The organism is Cocleimonas flava, from assembly GCF_004339015.1.
Taxonomy (GTDB): Bacteria; Pseudomonadota; Gammaproteobacteria; order Thiotrichales; family Thiotrichaceae; genus Cocleimonas; species Cocleimonas flava.
The window spans coordinates 532,151-557,849 of sequence record NZ_SMFQ01000002.1 but is presented as its reverse complement, the minus strand read 5'-3'; the positions used below and the strand labels follow the sequence as shown (position 1 = coordinate 557,849).

At 38.6% G+C, this 25,699-nt stretch carries 21 protein-coding genes; 10 read left to right on the top strand and 11 right to left on the bottom strand.

Going from position 1 to position 25,699, the window contains the following annotated elements; translation table 11 throughout:
• Window positions 1–69 precede the first annotated feature (69 nt).
• From EV695_RS02560 to EV695_RS02530, 7 genes are all read left to right on the top strand, one after another.
• Window positions 70–1,503: a dynamin family protein gene (locus EV695_RS02560; RefSeq protein WP_131904343.1), complete on the top strand. Its 1,434-nt coding sequence runs from the start codon at window positions 70–72 to the stop codon at window positions 1,501–1,503.
• Window positions 1,504–1,746: 243 nt separating this feature from the next.
• Complete coding sequence (gene hemL / locus EV695_RS02555; RefSeq protein WP_131904342.1) at window positions 1,747–3,027, top strand: glutamate-1-semialdehyde 2,1-aminomutase; 1,281 nt, start codon at window positions 1,747–1,749, stop codon at window positions 3,025–3,027.
• A 108-nt stretch (window positions 3,028–3,135) separates the two neighbouring features.
• Window positions 3,136–4,020 (top strand): RNA polymerase sigma factor RpoH, encoded by an 885-nt coding sequence (gene rpoH / locus EV695_RS02550; protein ID WP_131904341.1) that lies wholly within the window; start codon window positions 3,136–3,138, stop codon window positions 4,018–4,020.
• A 358-nt stretch (window positions 4,021–4,378) separates the two neighbouring features.
• Window positions 4,379–4,633, top strand: a complete 255-nt coding sequence (locus tag EV695_RS02545) for an exodeoxyribonuclease VII small subunit (protein ID WP_131904340.1) — start codon at window positions 4,379–4,381, stop codon at window positions 4,631–4,633.
• 40 nt (window positions 4,634–4,673) lie between these two features.
• Window positions 4,674–5,576, top strand: coding sequence for a polyprenyl synthetase family protein (locus EV695_RS02540; RefSeq protein ID WP_131904339.1), 903 nt, complete (start codon window positions 4,674–4,676; stop codon window positions 5,574–5,576).
• Window positions 5,577–5,689: 113 nt separating this feature from the next.
• Window positions 5,690–7,561, top strand: coding sequence for a 1-deoxy-D-xylulose-5-phosphate synthase (dxs, locus tag EV695_RS02535; protein ID WP_131904338.1), 1,872 nt, complete (start codon window positions 5,690–5,692; stop codon window positions 7,559–7,561).
• Between the two features lie 149 nt (window positions 7,562–7,710).
• Window positions 7,711–8,601, top strand: coding sequence for a DMT family transporter (locus EV695_RS02530; RefSeq protein ID WP_131904337.1), 891 nt, complete (start codon window positions 7,711–7,713; stop codon window positions 8,599–8,601).
• A gap of 204 nt (window positions 8,602–8,805) precedes the next feature.
• On the opposite strand, the gene EV695_RS02525 is transcribed toward EV695_RS02530, so the two are convergent.
• The 4 genes from EV695_RS02525 to EV695_RS02510 all read right to left on the bottom strand — a co-directional run bounded on the left by EV695_RS02525 (window position 8,806) and on the right by EV695_RS02510 (window position 13,071).
• Complete coding sequence (locus EV695_RS02525; protein WP_131904336.1) at window positions 8,806–9,606, bottom strand: amino acid ABC transporter ATP-binding protein; 801 nt, start codon at window positions 9,604–9,606, stop codon at window positions 8,806–8,808.
• A 21-nt stretch (window positions 9,607–9,627) separates the two neighbouring features.
• Window positions 9,628–10,731, bottom strand: coding sequence for an amino acid ABC transporter permease (locus EV695_RS02520; RefSeq protein WP_131904335.1), 1,104 nt, complete (start codon window positions 10,729–10,731; stop codon window positions 9,628–9,630).
• 12 nt (window positions 10,732–10,743) lie between these two features.
• On the bottom strand, window positions 10,744–11,937 hold the full coding sequence (locus EV695_RS02515) for an amino acid ABC transporter permease (protein WP_131904334.1): 1,194 nt from the start codon (window positions 11,935–11,937) through the stop codon (window positions 10,744–10,746).
• A gap of 123 nt (window positions 11,938–12,060) precedes the next feature.
• Window positions 12,061–13,071: an amino acid ABC transporter substrate-binding protein gene (locus tag EV695_RS02510; RefSeq protein ID WP_131904333.1), complete on the bottom strand. Its 1,011-nt coding sequence runs from the start codon at window positions 13,069–13,071 to the stop codon at window positions 12,061–12,063.
• A gap of 410 nt (window positions 13,072–13,481) precedes the next feature.
• On the opposite strand from EV695_RS02510, the gene zapB reads away from it, so the two are divergent.
• Genes zapB through EV695_RS02495 form a run of 3 tightly spaced genes read left to right on the top strand, consistent with a single transcriptional unit; the run spans window position 13,482 to window position 15,619 of the window.
• Window positions 13,482–13,721, top strand: coding sequence for a cell division protein ZapB (gene zapB / locus EV695_RS02505; RefSeq protein ID WP_131904332.1), 240 nt, complete (start codon window positions 13,482–13,484; stop codon window positions 13,719–13,721).
• Window positions 13,722–13,750: 29 nt separating this feature from the next.
• The gene (locus EV695_RS02500) at window positions 13,751–14,053 is read left to right on the top strand and encodes a cell division protein ZapA (protein ID WP_131904331.1); all 303 of its coding nucleotides are present in this window, start codon (window positions 13,751–13,753) and stop codon (window positions 14,051–14,053) included.
• Between the two features lie 57 nt (window positions 14,054–14,110).
• Window positions 14,111–15,619: a capsule assembly Wzi family protein gene (locus EV695_RS02495; protein ID WP_131904330.1), complete on the top strand. Its 1,509-nt coding sequence runs from the start codon at window positions 14,111–14,113 to the stop codon at window positions 15,617–15,619.
• 158 nt (window positions 15,620–15,777) lie between these two features.
• On the opposite strand, the gene EV695_RS02490 is transcribed toward EV695_RS02495, so the two are convergent.
• The 7 genes from EV695_RS02490 to EV695_RS02460 all read right to left on the bottom strand — a co-directional run bounded on the left by EV695_RS02490 (window position 15,778) and on the right by EV695_RS02460 (window position 25,683).
• On the bottom strand, window positions 15,778–17,982 hold the full coding sequence (locus EV695_RS02490; protein WP_131904329.1) for a polysaccharide biosynthesis tyrosine autokinase: 2,205 nt from the start codon (window positions 17,980–17,982) through the stop codon (window positions 15,778–15,780).
• Between the two features lie 55 nt (window positions 17,983–18,037).
• Window positions 18,038–18,451 (bottom strand): low molecular weight protein-tyrosine-phosphatase, encoded by a 414-nt coding sequence (locus tag EV695_RS02485; protein WP_279388029.1) that lies wholly within the window; start codon window positions 18,449–18,451, stop codon window positions 18,038–18,040.
• Between the two features lie 26 nt (window positions 18,452–18,477).
• A complete protein-coding gene (locus EV695_RS02480; RefSeq protein WP_131904327.1) occupies window positions 18,478–19,839 on the bottom strand; it encodes a polysaccharide biosynthesis/export family protein in 1,362 nt (453 codons plus the stop codon).
• 189 nt (window positions 19,840–20,028) lie between these two features.
• Window positions 20,029–21,759 carry a polysaccharide biosynthesis protein gene (locus EV695_RS02475; RefSeq protein WP_207906927.1) on the bottom strand — a complete coding sequence of 577 codons (1,731 nt, stop codon included), beginning with the start codon at window positions 21,757–21,759 and terminating at the stop codon, window positions 20,029–20,031.
• A 458-nt stretch (window positions 21,760–22,217) separates the two neighbouring features.
• The gene (locus EV695_RS02470) at window positions 22,218–23,372 is read right to left on the bottom strand and encodes a DegT/DnrJ/EryC1/StrS family aminotransferase (RefSeq protein ID WP_131904325.1); all 1,155 of its coding nucleotides are present in this window, start codon (window positions 23,370–23,372) and stop codon (window positions 22,218–22,220) included.
• Window positions 23,373–23,424: 52 nt separating this feature from the next.
• The gene (locus EV695_RS02465; protein ID WP_131904324.1) at window positions 23,425–24,297 is read right to left on the bottom strand and encodes a sulfotransferase family protein; all 873 of its coding nucleotides are present in this window, start codon (window positions 24,295–24,297) and stop codon (window positions 23,425–23,427) included.
• A 120-nt stretch (window positions 24,298–24,417) separates the two neighbouring features.
• Entirely contained in the window at window positions 24,418–25,683 is a 1,266-nt protein-coding gene (locus EV695_RS02460) for a hypothetical protein (protein ID WP_131904323.1), read from the bottom strand.
• Window positions 25,684–25,699: the final 16 nt, after the last annotated feature.

Below are 25,699 nucleotides of genomic sequence, written 5' to 3'. Positions count from 1 at the left end.
CTAAATGCTTGGTTGCACCCGTTTTAACCAGTAAAACCAGATGTCTAAAGTGACTCGGAAGGAAATTTCATGACACCCGCAAAGAGAATGCAAGACCGACTAGAGCTTTTGCAAAAACACCTTGAGACCGAAAACCCTGTATTAGTATCAGTCGTAGATCGTTATAGAAAGCTCGATAAAATTTCTCAAAAAATGGGGTTGTTAGCTGCAGATCAATCGTATGCTACCCAGATATCGTGGTGGCCACTGGTTTCAATTTTAGGAACGTTCTCCGCTGGTAAATCAAGTTTCATCAATTCGTATCTGGGGCTTAATGTTCAAGACTCTGGAAATCAGGCAGTCGATGATAAATTTACGGTTCTCACTTACAGTAGAGATTCGAAAGTCCGTACATTGCCGGGCATCGCTTTAGATGGTGATCCTCGTTTTCCATTTTATCAAATCAGCGAAGACATTGAATCTGTTACGCAGGGCGAAGGCTCTCGAATTGATAACTATTTGCAAATGAAAGCAACGCCAAGCGAAAAACTTCGCGGAAAGATAGTTATCGACTCTCCAGGTTTTGACGCGGATGAGCAACGAAAAGAAACCTTAAAACTGACTGATCATATTATTGATCTTTCGGACTTGGTGTTGGTGCTATTTGATGCAAGACATCCAGAGCCAGGAGCAATGCAAGATACTCTGGAGCATCTTGTGCAAGGTTCACAAAAGCGCAGTGATAACAGCAAATTCATGTTTATCTTGAATCAGATTGATACATCGGCAAATGACGACAATATGGAAGATATTGTGGCGTCATGGCAAAAAGCGTTGGTGCAAAGTGGTTTAAATGCCGGCCGTTTCTACGTTATTTTTAATACTGACTTAGCAGCTCCTGTTGAGAATAAAGCCGTTTGGGAGCGATATTTAAACAAGCGAAATAATGACTACGCAGAAATATCTAAACGTATGGAAGATATTGATGTGGAAAGAGTGTATCGAATTATCGGAAGCATGGAGTCACTCTCTAATCAAATAGAGCAACAAGCAGTGCCTCAAGTAAAATTGGCTATGCAACGTTGGAAGAAAAGAGTGTTAATCACCGATGTGGTGGTTTTTGTTCCTATCATTTTAGGCTTGATAACACTTTCAGTGATTGCGGGTTACTGGCAGGGAATGGTCTTTAATCCTCCATGGCTGGATGCTTTGAAACAAAACAAAATATTAGGTGTCGGGGTGTTAGCTGCGATAGTTGTGATCTTCTATCTGATTCATCAGATGGTCCGTTCAAAATTAGTGAATGGCGTTGCAAAAAAATTAAGCACTGACGAGCCTTATGGAAATATCGCCAATGCGTTTAGAAAAAATACACGCTGGTGGCGCAGTATTTTCAGAAAGAATCCAGTCGGTTGGGGTACAGGTGTACGTAAAAGATTAGACGGTATACGCAGTGATATCGACAAATTCGTCCAAACCTTGAATGATCGATATACCAGTCCATCCGGTAAAGAAGACTCATAAAAGCATATTCACCGAGAACAAGGCAAATAGATAAATAGTCATTCAAAAAATTGACGGATGTCTTGCTTGAGTTAATTCTAACTTGGAATAAAATAAAAAAGTGCTTATAAGTAGGGGGGTGTATTTAATTTAATGCACCCCCCTACTTATAGGCACTTTTTTTCAATGTAATGTTTTACATTGAAACGTAAAAACAACGACAAATAACCACACGATATATTAATTAGAAAATTCGGAATTATTATGACTAAATCTCAATCTTTATTTGAGCAGGCTCAACTTACAATCCCTGGTGGAGTAAATTCTCCCGTACGTGCATTTAAAAGCGTCGGTGGTACCCCGTTATTTATAGAAAGAGCAAAAGGCGCTTATTTATTTGACGTAGATGGCAACAAATATATCGATTATGTGGGTTCTTGGGGGCCAATGATCGCGGGTCATGCGCATCCAGAAGTCATCGAAGCGGTTAAAACTGCCAGTGAAAACGGCTTAAGCTTTGGTGCGCCAACAGAAATAGAAGTAACAATATCGAAGAAAATTTGTGAAATCCTGCCTTCCATAGAAATGTTGAGAATGGTGAGCTCTGGAACTGAAGCAACCATGTCAGCTATTCGATTGGCGCGCGGATTCACAGGTCGTGATGATATTGTGAAGTTTGAGGGTGGCTATCATGGACATGGTGATTCGTTGTTAGTAAAAGCGGGTTCAGGCGCTTTGACTTTTGGTGAGCCAAACTCTCCTGGTGTTCCCGCTGATTTGGCAAAGCACACCTTAACGCTGGATTACAATAATCCGCAGCAAGTAAAAGACTTATTTGCAAAAATGGGAGATAAGATCGCCTGTATTATTGTTGAGCCAGTAGCAGGGAATATGAACTGTATTCCACCTTCGGAAGGTTTCCTGGAAACACTCCGAGAAGTGTGTGATGAGCATGGATCCGTATTGATTTTTGATGAGGTCATGACCGGGTTCCGCGTTGCACTGGGTGGTGCACAAGCACATTACGGCATAAAGCCAGATTTGACTACCTTGGGCAAAGTTATCGGTGGCGGTATGCCAGCTGCCGCATTTGGTGGGCGTAAAGATATTATGGAGAAACTTTCTCCTTTAGGTCCTGTCTATCAAGCAGGTACTTTATCGGGTAATCCGTTGGCAATGACTGCTGGTTTGAAGACACTGGAAATCATCTCTCGTGATGGTTTTTATCCTGAGCTAACAGAGAAAACCGAATTATTCGTTAATGGAATGTTAGAGCGTGCGCGACAGAGCGACATTCCATTAAGCAGTAATCAAGTGGGTGGAATGTTTGGTTTATTCTTCAGTGATGAAGATAAAATAGAAAATTTTGCACAAGTATCAAAGTGCAATATAGAGCGATTTAATCGTTTCTTCCATAGTATGTTGGATGAGGGCGTTAATCTGGCTCCTTCTGCTTATGAAGCTGGTTTTATGTCTAATGCACATACTGTTGAGGACATAAATGCAACATTAGGCGCCGCTGAAAAAGTCTTCGCAAATCTTTAATTATTAAAAATAATTACGGATTGTCCGAAACTTTTTGTGGTATTAGCACTCTAAGTCTTTGAGTGCTAAAATAGCATAACAATCTGAGGAAGTTTCAGGGGAAAAGATATGACAAACAATACATTAGTAGTAGGAAACACAGCAGCGACAAGTACAGCGATGACTATGCCGGTTCTTTCAGGAAGTCTCGAGAGTTACATTCAGTCTGTACGTGAAATTCCAGTTTTAAAGAAGTCTGAAGAGCGCGAACTGGCAGTTAAGCTACGCGATAACGACGATCTTGAAGCAGCTCGCCAACTGATTATGCATAACTTACGTTTTGTAATTAAAGTTGCGCGCGGTTACAGCGGTTACGGTTTACCTTTAGCTGATTTAGTGCAAGAAGGTAATGTAGGATTAATGAAAGCAGTAAAACGCTTTGATCCGACGGTAAATGTGCGTTTGGTATCTTTTGCAGTTCATTGGATTCGTGCAGAAATTCACGAGTTTATTTTAAAGAACTGGAAAATTGTTAAAGTTGCGACAACTAAAGCACAGCGCAAATTATTCTTTAATCTTAGAAGTAAAAAGAAAAGATTAGCGTGGATGAACGATGCAGAAGTTAAAGATATCGCGAATGATTTAGGTGTTACAAGCAAAGACGTGTTGGAAATGGAAAAGCGCATGTCTGGTCAGGATATCGGTTTTGATTTATCGACAGATGACGATGATGATAGTGCGTATTCTCCGAATCAGTACTTGCAATCCGATGTCGAAGATCCTTCTGATGCTATCGAAACTGCAGACTGGGAGTCTCATACTCAGGTCTTATTCAAAAACGCGATGTCTACCTTAGATGATCGTAGTAAGGATATTCTAGCTTCTCGCTGGTTAGTAGAAGAAAAAGCGACGCTGCAGGACTTGGCTGCAAAATATGAAGTGTCGGCTGAGCGTATTCGTCAGATTGAGAGTAACGCGATTGAAAAGCTAAAGAGTTCAGTAGAAGCTGCTTAATACGACAGTTAACAAGCTGTAAATTCAAAACAATAAAAAGGTCGCTTTAAAGCGACCTTTTTATTGTCTGTAATTAATACTCAGCAAATTTACATTCCAAACACTACTGAGAAAAAACTCAGCCATGCAAAAATGATCAGTGCTGTAACGATCAACAGTGGTACACCAAAACTAAAATCGAACATGAGAATTTCCACTCCTATAAAACTAGGGGCATATGTTAGGTTATTCTAATGCGCTCTGCAAGTTACACTTATTTATCCATAAAACCGTGCTGGCATTGTTAAACACCACTATCCTTTCAGGATTAAGCCATTATAATCAACAGCCCAGCATACGTATTGGATACACAGCTTAGATGAATAAAAAGTCTCTGAAAAATGAATCTGCAGATGAAACAAAACCAGATTTTGAAACTGCCATGGCTGATTTGGAAGCATTGGTATCGAAAATTGAATCTGGCGATTTATCTTTAGAAGAGTCACTAAAAGAATTTGAGAATGGCGTGAAGCTGAGTAGAGCATGTCAGGCAGCGCTAAAAGATGCCGAGCATCGTGTGAAAATTCTCAGTGAAGATGACGAAGAGAGTGATTTTGATGATAGTTCTGTATAGGCTATTTTCGACAAACACCAAGGTTAATTTTTAAAATATTATGACACGCGAAGACTATCAGCATCGTATCGAACAGTTTTTAGACTCGGTACCTCTATCAAGCTCATCTTTCATTTCATCTTCACAATTGCATGAAGCGATGCGCTATTCAGCTTTGGGTGGCGGTAAGCGTGTGCGTCCCTTACTGGTATATGCCACCGGAGAAGCATTAAAGATAAATGTCGATTTGCTCGATTTACCTGCGGCCGCTATCGAATTGATACATGCCTACTCTCTGATTCATGATGATTTGCCGAGTATGGATGATGATGCGCTTAGACGAGGCAAACCAACCACTCATATCGCTTTCGATGAAGCGACAGCCATTCTTGCGGGAGATGCTCTGCAGACCTTGGCATTCCAGTTGCTATCAAACCCAGTGCAAGGAATCTGCGCAGAAAATCAGCTAAAAATACTCAATATCCTGGCAATTGCCTCAGGCCCAGATGGTATGGTGAAGGGACAGAGTATAGATTTAGCGGCAGTGGGAAAGCAGTTAACTGAAGATGAATTAGAAATCATGCATAACCATAAAACTGGCGCATTAATTACAGCAAGTGTTGAAATGGCGACGTATTGTATGGAAACAAAAGAACAAGCGAATAGCGAAGAGATTGTAAAAAAACGTAGAAGTTTGACAGAATACTCTCAAGCAATTGGTTTGGCTTTTCAGGTTAGAGACGACATTCTTGATATTCAAAGCGATACAGAAACGCTGGGAAAACAACAGGGATCCGATATTGCGGCAGGAAAACCAACCTATCCGTCCATCATGGGAATGTCAGCAACTAAAGAAAAATTGTTTAATTTGAACAAAAAAGCGTTAGACTCTCTCATAGATTTTGGAGAAGAAGCCGATTCACTAAGAGAAATCGCAAGTTTTATTGTTAAGCGCATTGCTTGATTTAAAGCAGTACGTCTTTTCATTATCATAGTTACAATACATAGACCCGCTACCTAGGCTTACTATCTAGAGTTGTTATCTAGAATAACCATCAAGGCTATAATTTAAGATACATGTTATTTGACAATATAAATACACCCGCAGACTTAAAGAGCCTGACAATTGAAGAATTGCCAGCGCTGTGTGATGAGGTGCGTAAGTATTTATTGCAATCAGTATCAGACTCCGGAGGCCATTTAGCATCTGGTTTAGGTGCGCTTGAATTAACCGTTGCGCTACATTACGTCTACGACACGCCAAATGATCGATTGATTTGGGATGTCGGTCATCAAGCCTATGTACATAAGCTTTTAACAGGCCGAAGAGATCAGCTTCGTACCATTAAAAAGAAAGATGGTTTGTGTGGTTTTCCGCGTCGTGAAGAAAGTAAATATGATGACTTTGGCGTAGGCCATTCCAGTACATCTATCAGTGCTGCGTTAGGTATGGCGCTTGCAGCAAAACAACAAGGTATTGATCGACATTCAATCGCCGTTATCGGTGATGGCGCATTAACAGCGGGTTTAGCCTATGAGGCTTTGAATCATGCTGGCGACATTGATACTGAGATGCTGGTTGTTTTAAACGATAATGATATGTCTATTTCACCCAATGTGGGTGGTTTAAGTAAGTATCTAGCGCGTTTATTGTCGGGTAATTTTTATTCAACGATGCGTGAAAATAGCAAGAAAATACTTGCGAATACGCCAGTCATGAAGCGTTTTGCCAGACGCGCCGAAGAGCATACCAAAGGCATGATTATGCCCTCTGCAACGCTATTCGAAGAAATGGGCTTCGTATATTACGGCCCAGTCGATGGTCATGATGTGATTGAATTGGTTAAGATTCTTGAGAACATCAAAGACATCAACGAGCCTAAGTTTTTACATGTTGTCACTCAAAAAGGCAAAGGTTACGAGCCCGCTGAAAAAGATCCGATTGGATATCACGCGGTCTCTGTTTTTGATCTTAAAGCCGGAGTGCAAAAATCAAATAAACCCAGTACGCCGACATACACACAAGTGTTTGGTCGCTGGTTGTGCGATATGGCTGCGAAAGATGAAAAGCTTGTCGGTATCACTCCGGCAATGCGTGAAGGCTCCGGGTTGGTTGAGTTTTCTAAAGAATTCCCTGATCGTTACTACGATGTCGCGATTGCCGAACAGCATGCAGTAACACTTGCAGCCGGAATGGCATGCGATGGTTTAAAGCCAATTGTTGCTATATATTCAACATTTTTACAGCGCGCTTATGATCAGTTAATACACGATGTCGCGCTACAGAATTTGCCTGTTGTATTTGCAATCGACCGAGCTGGTTTAGTTGGTTCAGATGGTCCAACGCATTCGGGCAATTATGATTTTTCTTACCTGCGCTGTATCCCAAATATGATCGTAATGGCTCCATCTAACGAAGATGAATGCCGACAAATGCTCTACACAGCCTACCAGCAAAATGGCCCTACAGCAGTTCGTTACCCACGTGGTAAAGGCACGGGTGTAGAACCTCAGGAAGAAATGAAAGAGCTGGCTGTAGGAAAGGGAGAAGTGCTACGCAAAGGCAATAGTATTGCAATCTTAATGTTTGGTTCTTTGTTAGAAGAGGCAACAATTGCAGCCAAAGCGTTCGGTGCCACGCTGGTTAATATGCGTTTCGTGAAGCCTATCGATGAAGATTTAATAAGAAGCTTATCCGAATCTCATGAATTATTTGTAACCCTTGAAGACAATGCTATTAAGGGCGGGGCAGGTAGTGCGGTTAATGAATTCTTGCTTGAGCAGGATATTTCGATGCCTGTCTTGAATTGCGGTATTCCCGATAAATATATAGAACATGCCACTCGTGAAGAACAGCTGGAAGAAATAGGTCTCGATGGTGCTGGTATTGTTAAACAGATTGGCGAATTCAATCAGGGTAAATACTCTGAGCATCTTAAAACCGCTTAGTTGTAAAATCTTAAGAGTCCTTCTTAAATAAAACACTTCTGAAAAAAGTCCCCCAAAGTAGGGGGGTGACCTTATAATTCATGGTCTATTGGATAAATATGCAATTTGTATTCAATTATCCCCTAATTGATTATTCGAGACTTTAAATCATGATCTACCTTAAATTACTCTTCGCCATGATGATATGGGGAGGAACTTTCACGTCAGCGAAAATGCTGGGTGCTGAAATGGATCCCATGATTTCGGCATTATTTCGTTTTATGCTGGCTTCTTCTGCATTGTTGTTACTGGTCTTTATAAAAGAAGGCAAACTACCTAAAATTTCTCAAAAACAGTTTTTCGCATTACTCGGAATGGGGGCAACAGGTATTGCCGCTTATAACTTATTATTCTTTTATGGTTTATTACATGCTGAAGCCAGCAGAGGGAGCTTAATAACTGCTTCAAATCCTGTATTAACTGCCGTTGCATCGATTGTTTTGTTTAAAGAAAGGCTTACCACAGTAAGGTTGTTTGGACTCGTGTTGTGCGTGTTTGGTGCCTTCTTAATTATTTCTAAAGGTGATTTGGGAATTCTGTTTGAAAAAGGCATTGGTCTTGGGGAAATGGCATTTATTGGCTGCGCATTTAGCTGGGCAATTTATACATTGATCGGCCGTTTTATTAGTAATGAATTATCTTCATTGGTCGCGATAACTTATGCAAGTTGTTTTGGTACGGTATTTTTATTGGTGCTTGCCTTGGTGACTAAGCCTGCAGCAATATTCTCTGCGCTTACTACGCTTAACGTTACCATTTCCATGCACTTGCTTTATCTCGCAATATTAGCAACCGTAGTAGGGTTTGTATGGTTCCAGGAAGGTGTGAAGGTGCTAGGCGCAGCAAGGGCAGCTGTGTTCATTTATTTTATGCCTGTGAGCGCCGTCTTTATTGCTTTCTTTGTTCTTGATGAGAAGCTGTCAATGGTTTTGTTGACTGGTGCTGCTTTAATTATTTCAGGAATCTATCTGGTGAATAGAAAGCCTCAAGATAGTAAGTAGTGTATTTTTTATCTGGATGGAAATAACTAAAGAATCGAGATCTTATATAACTTCAATTATTTGAGTTGCTTATTAAAATTGAAGTAAAAAAAACTGCCCCAAAGTAGGGGGGTGGCAAAGTAAAAAAATTTGAATAATACTTTTTTGTCTTGCATAAAAAAACCACCTTGAAGGTGGTTTTTTTATTAAGTCTTAAATAAAACCTTAATGGCCAATAATCTGGCTTAGGAAGGCTTGTGTTCTTTCGTTTTGTGGATTGTCGAAGAACTCGTGTGGATTGTTCTGCTCAACAATTTGTCCGGCATCCATGAAGATAACGCGATCCGCAACTTTCTTCGCAAAACCCATTTCATGCGTTACACAAAGCATAGTCATGCCTTCTTCAGCAAGTTCTACCATTACATCTAATACTTCAGAGATCATCTCTGGATCAAGTGCCGAGGTAGGCTCATCAAATAACATGATTTTAGGGTTCATGCATAATGAACGTGCAATCGCAACACGTTGCTGCTGACCACCCGATAACTGACCAGGGAATTTCAAAGCTTGATCAGGAATCTTTACACGCTCTAAGTATTCCATCGCCGTAGCTTCAGCTTCTTTCTTCGGTATTTTGCGTACCCATAGTGGCGCTAAAGTAAGGTTTTCTAAAATTGTAAGGTGCGGGAATAGGTTAAAGTGTTGAAACACCATACCTACTTCACGACGAACTGCTTCGATATTCTTGATATCTTCATTCAGTGCGACACCATCTACTGTCAGGCTACCTTCCTGGAATTCTTCAAGGCGATTAATACAGCGAATCAATGTTGACTTACCAGATCCTGATGGACCACAGACAACGATACGCTCACCTTTAGCGACGTCCAGGTTGATATCTTTAAGTACATGGAACGCGCCGTACCATTTGTTCAGATTCTCTATTTGAATAATTGAATCTGCATTACTTGTTCTTGTTTCAGTTGTTGACGAATTATTGTCAGACGTTTTTTCTGTAATAGACATTAAATATCTCCGAATTTCTAATTAGCTTCTTGAGTGGCCGGTGTTGAGTTTATTTTCTATGTGTACACTAATGCGTGACATGGTGTAACAGAAAACCCAGAACACAAACGCAACAAACACATAACCTTCTATGTGATGACCGCCGAGCCAATTTGAATTTTGTAGTGCTGCCTGAATAGTACTCAGTACTTCAAACAGACCTATGATCAATACAAGGGTGGTGTCTTTGAATAGAGCGATAAAGGTATTCACGATATTAGGTATCGAAATCTTAAGCGCTTGTGGTAACACAATCAGACGCATAGTTTTCCAGTAACCTAAACCAAGTGAATTAGCCGCTTCTACTTGTCCTTTAGGGATTGCTTGTAAACCACCACGAATTACCTCAGCCATATATGCCGATTGGAATAAGGTAATAGCGATAAATGCTCGCATTAACTTATCCAGCTGGACACCCGCAGGGAAGAATAGTGGCAACATTACAGAACCCATAAAGAGTATCGTAATTAGTGGAACACCGCGAAACAGCTCGATCGATGAGATACAGACAACTCTAACAAAAGGCATTTTAGATTGGCGACCTAGTGCCCAAATAATACCTATCGGTAAAGACATCAAAATGCCAGCAAATGCGAGTAGGATGTTAAGTGAGAAACCGCCCCACTTATCAGTGCTTACTGTTTCTAGACCAAAACCACCGTACATTAACCATAGTGATACTAGTGGGTAAACTAATAGGCTAACCCAGCCAACACGACGACGTAGGTGCTGAGGTAGGAAGAACTGCAATACAACAACTGCAACTAATCCGATTAGAGCCAGGTTTACGCGCCAATGAAGATTTTCAGGATAAGAACCATAAAGTAACTGGCTAAACCACTGTTTGATAAAAATCCAGCATGCGCCCGATTTTGTACATTCATCCTGTGTTGTTCCGACCCAGTTAGCGCTAATAAAAGCCCAATCAATAACGGGAGGTACAAATCGAATGATCAAATATCCAAAAAATACGGTTAATAAAGTATTTACTGGTGATGAAAATAAACTTTCCTTCATCCATGCAATTGGACCAATTGCACTTGAAGGCGGTTTTCTTGCTTCTATTGGTGTAAAAGTATTATCCATAGCAATAGCCTCCTAGCGCTCAACGAGTTTAATACGAGCGTTATACCAGTTCATAAACATGGATAACGTTAAGTTAATAATGAGATAGACCATCATCGTCATAAAGACAATTTCTACGGCCTGTCCTACCTGATTAAGCGTGGAGCCCATAAATACAGCGACTAAGTCCGGATAGCCAATAGCCATTGCCAAGGACGAGTTCTTGATTAGGTTTTGATACTGACTGTTCAGTGGAGGTACGATAACGCGTAGTGCTTGAGGAATCGTAACAAAGCGCAATACCTTTGCACTAGGTAAGCCTAAAGCGGCAGCGGCTTCAACCTGTCCATGTGATACTGATTGAACGCCGGCTCTAACCGCTTCTGCAATAAATGCCGCGGTATATACTGATAACGCAACGGTCAATGCGACCAGTTCAGGAATCAGCGTCATTCCGCCTTTAAATCCAAAGCCTTCTAATTTAGGCACTTCGATAGAAGCTGGTAAGCCCATGAGTAGGAAAGCAATAAATGGTAAGCCGATGATTAATCCTAAATTAGCCCAAAGAGTTGGGAAAGGTTGACCAGTGCTTTCCTGGCGTTTTCTTGCCCAGCGGCTTAAAAAGAAAGCACCTGCAATGGCAGCGATCAATGCATAAAAGACAATGCTTGCACCATCGGACCAAACTATCTTTGGTACTGACAATCCACGGACATTGACAAATATTGAATCTGCAAGGGAGATACTATCTCGAACACCTGGCAACGTTGCGAGTACCGCAAAATACCAGAAGAAAATTTGTAGTAGTAGAGGAATGTTACGAAACGTTTCAACAAACACTGTAGCGACTTTCGATACTAACCAGTTTGAAGATAAACGAGAAACACCCACTAAAAAACCTAAGAGAGTGGCAAATACAATACTGATAGCTGAGACTAATAGTGTATTTAATAAGCCGACAAAAAAGGTTCTGCCATAAGAGTCTGTGGCTTCAAAAGGGATCAGTGATAATAAGATATCAAAGCCGGCAGGCTGGCTCATAAAACCAAAACCAGTACGGATGCCTCTAGCCTCCATATTCGTTAAGGTATTGTTGTAAATGGTGTAGAAAAAATACGCGAGTCCCAGAAACACGATCGCTTGGAATACGACGGATCGTACTTCGGCGCGGTTATAAAATGCTGCTTTGGGAGTGGCGGATGAGTTTTTGGATTTGTTAGTTTGCATATATTAAAACTATCGTTGAGTAACTCAATTGCACGCTTCTGAATAGATTTAAGCGAACAAGCTTAAAGGAAAGAATAAGGGTTAAAATTAAGGGGCCAAAGGCCCCTTAATATAGCTATGCTATTAACGCATTGCTGGAGAGTAAAGGATTCCGCCTTTGTTCCACTGAGCGTTTAAGCCGCGTGAAATTTTAAGTGCTGAGTCCATACCAACATTACGCTCGAAAGACTCAGAGTAGTTACCTACTTGCTTGATGATTTGATGAGCCCAGTCTGCGCTGAGGCCTAGTTTCTCACCTAGATCGCCTTCAGCACCTAAAAGACGCTTTTGACCAGGCTTGCCAGATTTAGCCATTTCGTCTGCATTTGCAGATGTAACGCCCTGGAATTCACCTTCGATCATTGCATTAAGTGACCACTTTACGATGTTGAACCATTTGTCATCGCCTTGGCGTACAACAGGTCCTAGTGGCTCTTTAGAGATAACTTCAGGTAATACAACAGCTCCATCAGGATCTTTAAGACCGATACGTAAAGAGTAAAGCTGTGATTGGTCAGATACTAAGAAGTCACAACGACCAGATTCAAAACCAGAACGAGTTTGATCAGACGTTTCAAATGTTACAACTTTGTACTTCATGTTGTTTTCACGGAAATAATCAGCAATCGCTAATTCTGTAGAAGTACCAGCCTGGATACATGCCGCAGCACCATCAAGCTTAAGTGCGCTATCAACGCCTAACTTCTTGTTAACCATGAAGCCAGCACCATCATAATAAACCACGCCAGCAAAGTTTAGACCGAGTGATGTATCACGAGTAGCAGTCCAGGTTGTGTTACGAGACAAAATGTCGATTTCACCAGATTGTAATGCTGTGAAACGCTCTTTAGCAGTAAGTGGCTTGTAACTAACTTTTGAAGCATCACCTAGTACAGCAGCAGCAACGCTGCGACAAACGTCTACGTCTAGTCCGCTCCAGTTACCTTTTTCATCTTTTTGTGAAAAGCCAGCAAGGCCAGTACTAACGCCACACTTAAGCATTCCTGCTTTTTTAACATCATCTAGTGTGTCAGCTTGTACGTTTGAGCTAAAAATAGCAGCAGTTACAAGACCGAATAAAACGCTCTTCTTCATGGTATACCTCTTTAATTGTGTAGGGGGTTAAAATGCCGCGCAAATCTAGTTTGGGAATTCTAAAACAGAAATTCCAATACCTAGTATTAAGTATTCGCACGAGCGCATCTTACACAGAGTAAAGACCATTTTTCAAGCTTTGTCAGGTTTATTTTTATTTCTTTAAAAACAGTATATTACTATGTTCTTATAACGCTTATAAGTTAATCAAAGTTTCTAGGTAATATTACTTAATAAAATTGTTAAAACTGGCCAGTGATAATAAAAATTGAACACTTCGTCGATAAAATAACTCTTATCATTTGACGAGAGTTGAATTTTTGTTTTTGAAGTTTAAATTACGTATACTGAAACTCTTCCATTTCTTAGGCATTTTTGAAGCCAACTTTCATTCGGGATTTAATGTAATTATGAATAAGACATCCAATGATGAGCAGCTTTCTATCACCATGAAAATAGATAAATTAGAAAGCTCAGTAAAAGAGTTGCTGGCATATTGTAAAAAACTCTCTGAAGAGAACGATGCCTTTAAATTTAGTAATCAGCAATTAATGCTGGAAAGATCAGAGCTACAGGCTAAGAACGACAAAGTGCGTGGTCAGGTAGAAGCAATGATGGAAAGATTGAAAGCAATGGACAAAGCATCCTAAAAGATGCCAAGGAATTAGGGGAATCAAAGATGAGCAGAGAAACAATACCTGTAACAGTAAGGATCATGGAAAAAGAATACAAAATTTCTTGTCCTGAAGGTGAGCATGAATCTTTATTAGTGTCAGCTAGAAACGTCAATGAAAATATGCACAAAGTCAGAGAAGGTGGAAAAGCCTTGAGTGCTGATAGAGTTGCGGTGATGGCAGCAATTAATATCGCCCATGATTTAATTAAATCAAATAGAGAGCCTAAAGTTGATTCTGATATTTCAGATAGAATTGATGATATGCAGCAATCTATCGATCTAATGTTAAAATCATCAAAGTTTTAACTCTGTATCTAAGCAGATAAAACCACTTCAAATATCACTCTCCAAACTGGGTTCTACATGTCTAAGAAAACAAATATAAAAATATGCTCGTTGTTTGCAACGTTACCAATGCTCTTTGTATCAAGCCAAGTTCTGGCAAAGCCATGGTTAGACGCGGGAGATATGAAATTAAGGCATGAGTTACAGCTACTATCTGATGCACGTTTATTAGATTCGCCGTTAACAACATGGCCGTTAGCTGCAAAAGATATACATGAAAACCTAAAAGAGCCTGTTAAAGATTCTCCGATGTTACCTGCATTAAGGCAGGCTTATGCAAATGTTAAACAACGTTTAAAAGAAGAAGACTATAACTCCAGTTTTAAAATAACTGCCGATGCTCGTTCTCAAGAACTGTTGATAAGAGACTTTTCTGGAGAAGGCAGAGAAAAATACTCAGTATCTTACGATGGTGAGTGGGGTAACCCTTTCATTGATTTGCGTTTAAAAGCAACAGTAGCAGATGAAACAGATCATCCAGACGATAGCGCATTTAGATTGGATGAGTCATATATAGCAAGTGATTTAGGTAATTGGAAAATCACAGTAGGAAAACAATCTAGATATTGGGGGCCAGGTTGGGATGGGTCTCTGATTCTTTCAAATAATGCTCGACCGATACCCAGTATTTCTGTCGAGAATGTATTATCAAAACCTGATGAGGATGATTTTTTCCTATTAAGGTGGCTGGGTACTAGCAAACTTCACGCTTTCGTGGGGCAGCTCGAATCTGATAGAGGAATCCCAGATGCGAAACTCATCGGTACGCGTTTTACCTTTAGGCCTTTTAAGTCGCTTGAAATAGGTTTGCATAGAACTATTCAGTGGGGCGGAGAAGGTCAAGATGAGAGTTTTTCTGATTTTACTAAAACGTTCTTTAGTGTAAGAGTTGAAGAGCAAGATGGGGCACTTGGAACGGTAAGAGGAAATCAAATAGCAGGATTGGATTTTAGATGGAAGCTTCCTGTGGGTGGCACTAGTAACCATTATTCATTGTATGGGCAATATATCGGAGAGGATCGTGTTGATGGTTCAATATTGCTTGGCGATGAAGTCTTTATGTTAGGTGGCTCGGTAGCAGGTTATTCTAAAAAACTGCAAGGTTCATGGAGAGCTTACCTCGAAGCAACTGATACTAGCGCTGGCAGTTATAAAGGTAGAGACAGAAATAATATTGTTTATAATCACGGTAGCTATACCGATGGTTATCGCTATCTAGATGTATCAATGGGGCATGGAATTGATTCAGATAGCCAAATGGTCAGTGCAGGGTTAATTCTTAATCAGAATAATGGTAATTTTTGGCGTGGCTGGGTTAAGCATGCAAAGCTTAATGAAGATGGGGTAGGTAAAAACCCTATAGCTCCAAACGGAAAAGAGTGGTCAGCAGTAGGATTAAGTTTGGAAAAGCCGCTTAATATAGATACAAAAATAAACCTGGGGGTTCAGTTAATTTCCGAGAGAGATTACTCAAGTAAAAGAGAAAATGATGTTGGTATATCACTTGGTTTTACCAAGTCCTTCTAGGAACTAAATCGTTTATAAGTGCTATTGTTTGGTTTTTTGCTCTAAGTGATAACAAGCAAGCATTGTCGCTAAATAAAACTAGATCCTTTTGTTTTTACTCTATCAATCACTTAACATTGAGTAAATAATACAAAGGATCTAGTTTCAGCAAGATCAATCTAATCTGATTGATACTCTCCATAATAAGATTGGTAGCCATAAGCATTTCTATTCTTCTTGGCATCATAGCCATTAAAGATAAATCCTTTGGTTTCAATACCTGTATTACTTAATCGCTTCACGGCATGTTCAATCTCTTTCATCGCATGCATATCTTGACGAACTACCATGAACACCACACCCGATAAACGACCCACTATAGTCGGGTCAGTTACCGCATGGATTGGTGGGGTATCAATTAAAATTAAGTCATAGTTACCAGATAACTCAGTAAGTAACTTCTCAAAGTTTTGATGCATCAATAACTCTGATGGGTTGGGAGGCGTTTGACCTCGAGTTAATACGTCGAAGCTATTTCCGTTGCATTTATAAGTATGTATGGAGTCTTCAATTGTGCTTTTCTCGCTGATTAAATCGGATAAGCCTGGTGTTATAGGAACATTGACTAGATTGTGTAAATATCCTTTTCTCATATCCGCATCAATAAGCAAAACACGTTGATCGCTTCCTGATATGACGGCGGCTAAGTTAGACGAGATAAAAGACTTTCCAATTCCGGGAGAAGGGCCTGTGATCATCACAATATTATTTTTGGCTTCTAATAATGCGAAGTGAAGGCTTGTTCTCAGACTTCTTAAGCTTTCAATAGCAGGGTCGTTATTATCTTCAATCGCTAGCAAAGTTTTTTGTTTTTGTTTCTTCTTTTTAAGGCCGCCAGTTAATTTAACACCTTTAGATAAAGGTATGGTTGCGTAGACTGGTAAGCCAATTTGTTCTTCAAGTATTTCAGGATTGTTGACTTTATAGTATAGTGCTTTTTTGAGGAATATGATTAGTATCCCTAGCATGAGACCCAGTAATGAACCCAGTGCTAAGATTAATGCTTTCTTAGGTTTTACTGGTTCTTCGTTTACAGCAGCTGTATCAAGAATATAAACATTACCAACATTACTGGCTTTAGCTATTTTGAACTCTTGAATTTTATTCAATAAATCAACATAGATCGTATTGGCAACTGTGTAATCGCCCTCTAATTTTAGAAGTTGCTGTTGTGTTTCAGGAAGTTCAGTTATCTTAGAAAGCGTTTCATTTCGTCTTTTATTTAACTTGGTTTCTTGCGATGCGAGTGATGTCAAGGTCGGGTGATTAGCCGTGTATTTTAAGTTTAACTGATCTCTTCTTAAGGATAATTGTTGGAGTTGAGTATCTATATCAGCGACTACTTTTAATATAGTCTGAGTTTCCATTGACATATCGGCAGTACGATTATTCGTTCTATATTCTTTTAAGGCTGCTTCAGCTATTTCTGATCGTTCTTTGACGGGTTTAATTTGCTCATTAAGAAAATTAAGCGCATTGCTGGCTTCTTCAGAGCTGCGTGATTTGTTTTGTAATAAATAAGAATTAGAAACATTGTCCAAAATATCTAAAATTTGCTCTTGATTTTCACCTTCTAGTGCAAGGTTGATAATTCCTGTGTTTTTACCTTGTTCAGATGCTCCAATTTTTTTCTGTAATTCTACGATGGCTTGGTAATTACTTAGTTTATTAATTGAAAACTCTTTACCATCGCTAGCATTCAGTTCCTGTATATTTATTTCTAATAAGCCATCAGAACTAGATTCTAGTTTGCCAACTTTTCCTGTTAAAAGAAGCTTGTCATCATGGTACAGACTATATTCCCCGAACTCATGGCTGATTAATGTCAATGGCTCATTAATATAGTTTTTTCCAACTTCAAGGCGATTGATTTTTATGCTTTCATAAGCCCAGGAATAACTGCTCAGCCATGAAATATTAAATGGTACAAAATTGATATCACTTTCTTTCAGGAAGCGCTTGCTCAAATTGCTAAATAGCGGGATTTTTTTTGGGGTGGCAATAATGTCCAGCTTTAAATCATGAACGGCTTTTCCTATAATCTTTCTAGATTTTAAGATTTGTAATTCGGTACTGGCTGAAGCGTTGTCACTGCCAAGCCCCGTAATTTCTTCAAGACCAGGAATTCCGGCTTTTTCTGCTTCTATTTGTAGAAGTGTGTCTGCTCTGTAGATAGGTGTTGCACCAAAAGCATAAATTAAAGCTAACAATAATGATGCAATTATTAAAGAAAGAATTAACCACTTACCATCTAATAAAGTAGTTAATAATTCTCTTAGATCAATTTCGTCATTATCTGAATATTGTTGATTTGTAGTGCTCATTTAATGTGTATGTTCTCAGTCATCTTTAAATTGGAATTAATAAATACTTTTAAATCTAATCCCACAGTTTTTCTTGCCAGGTTTTTAGGCCTTTATTTATTAAACGATAAGATTCCTGAAATGCTTCAAAATCTTTTTTGTAAGGATCAGGAATTTGTTCATTATTCTGCCACTTCCCAATCAAGTGAACTTTGCCGCGCGACTCAGGAAACTGAGAGATGATGCTTTGAATATGTTTGTCTTCCATGGTCAGAATAATGTCAGCGTTTTTTACCAGAACGCTGTTAATTTGTTGTGCTACATGATCAAAATCGATATTTATTTCCGACAGAATTTTCATCGTGCTGGGGTCTGCCGGCTTGCCTGACAGAGCCCCCAAGCCTGATGAATATACTTTTAACTCAGGTCTGTTATGTTGCAAAATAGCTTCTGCCATGGGGCTGCGGCATATATTACCTATGCACACCATCATTACATTATTAAACATAATTTATTTTAGTTCGTAAGGTTTTCAAAGGTATTCAAAATAGTGAGAGAAGGTAATAGTAAACCTAGGACTCTATTCCATCTGATTGAAGGTGTAGCAGTAACATAGACAATGTCTCTCGGTCTAATATCAAACTGTTCGGCTAATAACATGGAATGAACAGAGGCGATAGGAAGCTGATAAACCGTTGGTATGGAATCATTCGATGACTCTTGGCGTATAACAAAAATGCCCTTGGGGTTTACCGTATCTTCATTTAGGCTGCCTGCATCGTTAATGGCTTCGGCTAATGTCATGCCGTCTTCAATTTGATATTTGACAGTCCCTGGTTTGTTTATTTCTCCCATGACAAAAACTTTTGCCTGTTCAGACTTCAGCTCTCTTTCAAGTTCTTTCTTTTGTCTTGCTATGGCCTTTTCTTTTTCTAGTTCGAATTGCAATCGAATAGGATTAAGGATTAGTTCCTTGTTTATTGCTTGATCTAGCTCTTTTTTCCACTCGTCCAATTCATCAATTTCAACCACATGTAGTCTATCGCCATTTCGTAGAATAAAATTCTGTCTATTGTCATTAAACTTTAGCATACGATTTAAATCGATCGATATCGTATTATTACCACGCTGCAAAGAAGCTTGACCGGTATATTTTCTAGAAATAACACCGCCACTTCTAGATATAAGGTCTCTAACCGTTAGTGGTGTATCAGAAATTGCAAGGGTGTTTGGCTGCTGTACTGCGCCAGAAATATAGGCTTTTTGGCTGCGAAAGCTAGCTACTCTTACACTTACTTGTGGTTTAGCGATAAACGTTTGTAATTTTTTCTCAAGATCTTTTCTGACATCCTCTACCGTTCTGCCTGTAGCTTGAATTTTGCCAGCATAAGGAAAGTAAAACTTACCATCATTACCTACGTCGTGAGTGGCAGGAGCATCGCCAGCGGGAATAGTGAGTTCAGGATGATCCCATACAGTAATACTCAAAATATCGCGATCACCGATAAAGTATTGATAATTTGATTTCACGTCATCAGCAGAAACCCCCGCAAAGCTAACAGCACCTGTTGTTTTGGTAGGACTGGTATGGTTATTACGATGAGGCTTTCTTATTGGGCTTGAACTTTTTTCAGTATCAGAAGCATAGCTCTGGTAGCGTTTTTTCTTATTAGTTATATAGTTTGCATAATTAAAAGGTTTTTGGCTTTGAATCATTTTTCTGTCGATAACAACCAGTTTATAATCAACTCCTTCTTTTTGGGCTTTCTCGTATCGGCTAGATTTCGAGCTTAAGCCTGGAACGCCAGGGCTAAATGAACAACCAACAAGAGAGATGACAGCAGTAAATGTTAAAAGTGCTCGGCAAAGTTTTTTCATAAATAGGTTTACTAGAATATTAAAAGAAGGAGATGCAAAACATGGGGGATTTTATAGGTAATAATCAGTAATTACAAAGATCACGTTAAAAACCTCATTTCATTTAATCGATGTATTTAGATTAAACTATCGTATAAAGTTTTTGCGTATTAAAAATAAAAAAGTGCTTATAAGTAGGGGGGTGTTAAATTAGTAACTTTTAGTGATAGGTATAACATTTTTATTATCACTCATGATCGGTTTTTCGAGCCATGGTTTATATCCATCAACAATATTAGTTAATTGTGATTTAATTTCTAAGATATTATCAACCTGCATTATTTTTTCTAGTTTATCTAATTTTTGCTCAAGAGTACTCCAGGTCATAAACTCTTCATTTGCACGCATAATACGCTGATGTTTCGTACCACTCACATTTTCACCAATCAATAGCTCTTCATAAAGCTTTTCGCCAGGTCGTAAACCATTAAATTGAATGGCTATGTCACCATCCGGGTTTTTATCGTTTTTAACGGATAAGCCAGATAGTTTAATCATTTTTTCTGCAAGGTCGGCTATTTTGACAGATTCACCCATATCTAATACAAAAACATCTCCACCTTTTGCCATGGCGCCCGCTTGAATGACGAGCTGTACCGCTTCTGGAATAGACATAAAGAAGCGAGTGATATCTTTATGTGTGACCGTTATTGGTCCACCTTCTTTTATCTGTTGTCTGAACTTAGGAACAACTGACCCAGATGAGCCTAATACATTGCCAAATCGGACCATGGTAAAGACTGTTTTGCTTTCTGGCTTTTCGGCAAGCGCTTGAAGTATTAGCTCAGCAATACGTTTAGAGCAACCCATAACATTTGTTGGTCGAACAGCTTTGTCGGTGGAAATAAGAATGAATGATTCGGCATTAGCGTTCATCGCAGTTTCGGCTAGCAATTGTGTGCCAAAAACATTATTAGCTAATCCAGCAACAGGGTTTTCTTCAACGAGAGGTACATGCTTGTAAGCAGCGGCATGATAAATAGTTTGAATAGTTTTGTTTTGAAATAAACGCTTTAACAATACTTCATTAGTGACGGAACCAAGTACACGATTTAATTCAATATGGTTTTCACTTTTTTTAATAAGCGCATCCAGCTCCTGTTCTATTTTGTATAAAGCAAACTCACTTTGCTCTAATAAAATTAATTTTTTTGGCGCTAAGCTAATTATCTGTCGGCAAAGTTCTGAACCTATAGATCCACCTGCGCCGGTAACCATAATCACTTTATTGGTGATATTGATGGGTAATAAAGAGCTATCAGGCTCAACAATGTTTCTTCCTAATAAATCATCAATATCGATATCATTGATATCCGCGGTTTGTAATTTGCCACTGACTAAATCTGCAAAAGCAGGGATGCTACGGACGTGAACTGGTAACTTTTCTAATTGTTCTAGAATTAATTGACGATTGCTTCTATTCGCAGATGGCAAAGCTAATATAACTTCATCCACACAATATTTTTCAATAGACGCGGGTAACTGTAATGGAGAGAAAACCTTCAATCCCAATACATTCCAGCCCTCTAAGCTTTTATCATCATCAATGAACCCAATAAGCGAATATGATGGGTCAGGCTTAAGAACCATCGCTAATTGAGAGCCAGCAGAACCAGCGCCATAAATTAATACTTTTTTTGCTGACGCATTTTTTGAAATTTCACCATAAAGCCATTGTTGTGCGCTTAATCTGGTTACTGTAATAACCATGAAGGTGCCAAGCCAATAGAGAAGTACAACAGAAGAAGGTATATGTTGAAAGTTTAGGAGTACGAGTGCACCCACCCAAACTACCGCAGCTATTAAAGTAGCTATCAAAATCGAACCAATAGCATGACTACGGAAATACTTTAAAATTGCTCGGTAAAGTCCCATCTTCATGTAAATAGGAATAGCGACCAATATGGATAAGGGAAAGACTAGCCAGTTATAACTATTTTGAAGAAAAGTCTGTTTTTCAGTGCTATAAAAGCTAATAAATAAAATCAGAGGAATAAGAAAAATATCTAAAGCTATGAGAAAAAGGCGCTTTTCAGACCGGGATCTGTTTAAGATATGTTTTTTTAGGTTTGATTTCATAAGAGACATATGTTTTTTTGCAAAAGAAAAAATGTTATAGGTAAATACCGTAATATCTATTAATGTATCTCGCGCAAAGTTATTTATTAGCAAGACTACATTATCTTCAATAACGAGAAGCCTTTTTGTATAAGATACCTTAAATAAAGTGAATAAGTCGTCTTGATTAGTAAATTACTAAAGAGAATAGTTCATTTCAAGATTTAAAGAAGCAAATCATATTGACGTATAAATATTTATTGAATACAAATAAGCCAATCTCATGGAGAGTCGATAATAAAATCAGAATGCTTTTCGAGAAAGTGGAACACTCGGTCAATATTGGATGGTGTTGTTGGTAAGTTAACGACATGCTTAGATAAATATTTTGCCATTGGGAAATCATTGCTATTAAACTTCCATAGAGATAAATCGCCTTCTACCGGATGTAAGGGTGAAACAAACCATTCACCTAATGCGATTCGGGCGGTAGTTGCAAGTTTCATAAATTCTTCTCTATTCTTTACTAAAAGAGGATATTTTAAAAATGAATGGTTTGAAAATAAATCTTCAGGAACATGGTTTTTCTTTTTCTCCTTCAAAAACTTAGTATAGAGTAGGGCATTTTCTTTACGTTTTTTTATATCATCCCCAAGCTTAGAAATGTTTCTTAAACCTTCCTTAGCCTGCACGTCACTGAATGCTTTAAAGTAATCCTCAGGTATTTCTAAAGAAGTTATTTCTTCAGAGGTTGATGAGCCAACAATATTTGTATTGTGGCTAAGCCAGCGGTAAAAATTAACTAGAGGCCAGTAGGTGTAATTATTAATTAAATACCTTTTTACAAAGAAGAGTAGCTTTAGGTTTAAAAGTTCTTTCCAGGTTGGTGGCATGAGTTTCGAACATAAGTCAGTCACTTTATCAGCAAGCTCTTTATTATTAGTGACTAATAAACCACCAATACCCGTAGAAAAGGGTTTATTCCATTGGGTGGAATATATAGCAGCATCACAGGACAAGCCATTCGGGATGCCATTATAAGTTCCTCCGAAACCATGGGTGCAATCTTCAACAGTAAATAAATCATGTTTCTTAGCTAGATTAGTCAATTCTTCCAGATCAGAAGAAAGTCCATAAGTATTTTGGCAAATAATCACCTTGGTACGATTTGTTATTACTTTTTCTATATGCGGAATATCAAAATTATAGGTATCGGAAGATACATCAACATAGATAGGTGTCGCACCCAAATATAGGATTGCATTGGGCACCACTACACAAGTGAAAGCAGGGAGGATAACTTCATCCCCCTCTTTTATGCCCATTGCTTTTAATATAGTGTAGAGACCTACTCGCGCTTTCCAATAAAAGAATAACTTACCATCATAGTCCTGCAAGTACTCTCTAATATTATTTTTAAACTTATCTAACGGCATTGCATAACTCTAATTTAATTGTTTGAGGCTCCCTATATTCTATATGTTGATGTTATAGGTTTTCTTTTCTATAACCTAATTTTATCATGGTATCTTCAATTAGAGGGTTTATACGATCTAATGTCTCATTGTTTAATGATTGTTTCCACTTTCCAACGCTTTTCTTTGATACTCTGGAGACGAGCTCTTTTAGATCTGCTTTGTCAAACTCGATACCAATTTCTTCTAGTATTTTTTTAAGTTCGGTTTCAGGTTTATAAACAAAATCTTCATAACTGACTCTGGTTATTCTTTCTTTTGGTATGCTTTTAAAGTCATCTTCCGACTTCTCTACGCATTGTTTCCATTGAATTGCGCATATTTCATCTAAGGTGTGCTTTTCTAAAAGGCGCTTCATTTCTTTTAATTGAGGGCCCCAAAAGGCAAGCCTCTTTTCTTGAGAAAATGCACGATATATCCTGCTCCAGACGTATCTGGCTCCATAATAAGGTAAATCAAAAATAGGGACATATCGCACTTTTTTTAGCAGGTAAGGGATGTCCAGTTTTGCGGTCCATCTTAGATTTGCTGAAGCTATTACATCTAACCCATTTCTTGTGATGTAGATATAGTGAGCATCGGGAATAATTTGATCCAAGAACCCAACACGCAATGAATTGGCACAGGTTTTTTCAACTATGTAACTTGAATTTTCTTTATCAGCGAGTTTGTTAAATTGCTTGCGTATATAAGTTTTAATGGGCTGTGTTGCGAACGACTTAGGAAATTCATCCGTTTTAGATCTTATATTGCCGTGTCTCCAGATATAATTAATTTCATCGCATGGCCAAGTACTGATATTCTCAATAGAACAAAGAATATCTCGCAGCATATTTGTGCCAGATCTAGGAGCGCCGATAATTATAATGGGGTTGTACTTCGTCATAATAAATCACAACTTAAAAAAATAATTAATAACATTATACAAAGGTAATTATTATTCTTAAACAACCTATGACAAATGAAAAAAGTAAAGTTAAATTTAGCATCTGGAAGCATAAGAATATTATTTCAACTTTTTATTAGTGCGGGTTTCATTGTTGGCAAATACATTGCCCTTTGTAAAAAACGGTAAAGAAGAAAATTTCCCATTCCAATTCAATGCTTTATTATCAGTAAAAATCAAGCGTTGCCCTTGAAACTTTCTGTTTATGCCCTTGATGACTCTATGTTTAAATGGCGGGAAATTTTTACAGTTAAACTCGTTGCTTCTAAATATGATTGGTGGGTTATCATGCATCCCATATATCGTTTTAATTCTAGCTTCACCTAAAAATTTATTATTAATAAACGTGTGTCCTCCTTTTTGTTCAGGTTGTAGCTTGACATCGTGGGAGAAGGTACACCCTTGTATAATACAGTCCCTAGCACCTCTAGAAATTTGTAAATCTTTCATTTTATTTTTAATAAATACTGTATTTTTAATCTCAACGGTAGCATGAAGATCATTTTTTATTCCTTCAATATCAATACCTGCCCCAGGGTTATTGCGAATATGTTCTGGCCAATTACCTGCATTACTGATGCTACATCTATCGAGTAACACAAAACTGTTCTTAGTAAATCGTAAACGAGGGACTATTGATACACAATTTCTTCTCGCACCTTTAAATGTACAGTTAATAGCTTCACCTGATGCTCCTGCATTTAAGCAATCGGTCCCCCAATTTTCTGCATAGACATCAATTAATTTCCAGTTCCTACCTTGCATAACTAGCCCAAACTCCTGACCACCAAAGTTGGAAGGTCTCGGGCCTCGAATAGTATTTCTTTTATCAAGGTTGCCAATCATTCTTCCCCCCAGCATTTGGCAATTATCTCCTTTAAAATGCCAGCCTACTGCAAAATGGTCTTTATTATTACCTCCACGTTTTGTTCTTTCCCAGTGAAATTCTTTCGGGATAATAAAATCTGCTCCACGGGCATCTATAAAAATGTTATCTCGTGTGAGGGGTGGGATTCCTTTAACGATTCCTTTTAGTCTGGGAGGCTTAAATGGATAAGAGAGTAGAGGTCCACCTGTCAGGATGTATTTCCCACGGCATTCAATAATAATTTTTTCAGAACCAGGTTGTTTATTGACTAAATTTATCAATTTATGAAAGGCGTTGCCATCAGGTGTAATGCCATTTCCAATAGCTCCGCACATCTCTGGTGTGAAAACTTTGGTACGAATAGATGATAAAGCAGGAGTTGAAAACAAAACAGACGCAGAGCAAAAAATAAATGTCCTTCGAGAAATTAGGCAATTGGGTGGTCGATTATATTTCATGATTAGCTTTTCTGTA

Bases quoted from the DNA above. Each gene is read 5' to 3' on its own strand.
- EV695_RS02560 (WP_131904343.1), top strand. From the start codon at position 70: ATGACACCCGCAAAGAGAATGCAAGACCGACTAGAGCTTTTGCAAAAA.
- hemL (WP_131904342.1), top strand. From the start codon at position 1,747: ATGACTAAATCTCAATCTTTATTTGAGCAGGCTCAACTTACAATCCCT.
- rpoH (WP_131904341.1), top strand. From the start codon at position 3,136: ATGACAAACAATACATTAGTAGTAGGAAACACAGCAGCGACAAGTACA.
- EV695_RS02545 (WP_131904340.1), top strand. From the start codon at position 4,379: ATGAATAAAAAGTCTCTGAAAAATGAATCTGCAGATGAAACAAAACCA.
- EV695_RS02540 (WP_131904339.1), top strand. From the start codon at position 4,674: ATGACACGCGAAGACTATCAGCATCGTATCGAACAGTTTTTAGACTCG.
- dxs (WP_131904338.1), top strand. From the start codon at position 5,690: ATGTTATTTGACAATATAAATACACCCGCAGACTTAAAGAGCCTGACA.
- EV695_RS02530 (WP_131904337.1), top strand. From the start codon at position 7,711: ATGATCTACCTTAAATTACTCTTCGCCATGATGATATGGGGAGGAACT.
- EV695_RS02525 (WP_131904336.1), bottom strand. From the start codon at position 9,606: ATGTCTATTACAGAAAAAACGTCTGACAATAATTCGTCAACAACTGAA.
- EV695_RS02520 (WP_131904335.1), bottom strand. From the start codon at position 10,731: ATGGATAATACTTTTACACCAATAGAAGCAAGAAAACCGCCTTCAAGT.
- EV695_RS02515 (WP_131904334.1), bottom strand. From the start codon at position 11,937: ATGCAAACTAACAAATCCAAAAACTCATCCGCCACTCCCAAAGCAGCA.
- EV695_RS02510 (WP_131904333.1), bottom strand. From the start codon at position 13,071: ATGAAGAAGAGCGTTTTATTCGGTCTTGTAACTGCTGCTATTTTTAGC.
- zapB (WP_131904332.1), top strand. From the start codon at position 13,482: ATGAATAAGACATCCAATGATGAGCAGCTTTCTATCACCATGAAAATA.
- EV695_RS02500 (WP_131904331.1), top strand. From the start codon at position 13,751: ATGAGCAGAGAAACAATACCTGTAACAGTAAGGATCATGGAAAAAGAA.
- EV695_RS02495 (WP_131904330.1), top strand. From the start codon at position 14,111: ATGTCTAAGAAAACAAATATAAAAATATGCTCGTTGTTTGCAACGTTA.
- EV695_RS02490 (WP_131904329.1), bottom strand. From the start codon at position 17,982: ATGAGCACTACAAATCAACAATATTCAGATAATGACGAAATTGATCTA.
- EV695_RS02485 (WP_279388029.1), bottom strand. From the start codon at position 18,451: ATGGTGTGCATAGGTAATATATGCCGCAGCCCCATGGCAGAAGCTATT.
- EV695_RS02480 (WP_131904327.1), bottom strand. From the start codon at position 19,839: ATGAAAAAACTTTGCCGAGCACTTTTAACATTTACTGCTGTCATCTCT.
- EV695_RS02475 (WP_207906927.1), bottom strand. From the start codon at position 21,759: ATGAAGATGGGACTTTACCGAGCAATTTTAAAGTATTTCCGTAGTCAT.
- EV695_RS02470 (WP_131904325.1), bottom strand. From the start codon at position 23,372: ATGCCGTTAGATAAGTTTAAAAATAATATTAGAGAGTACTTGCAGGAC.
- EV695_RS02465 (WP_131904324.1), bottom strand. From the start codon at position 24,297: ATGACGAAGTACAACCCCATTATAATTATCGGCGCTCCTAGATCTGGC.
- EV695_RS02460 (WP_131904323.1), bottom strand. From the start codon at position 25,683: ATGAAATATAATCGACCACCCAATTGCCTAATTTCTCGAAGGACATTT.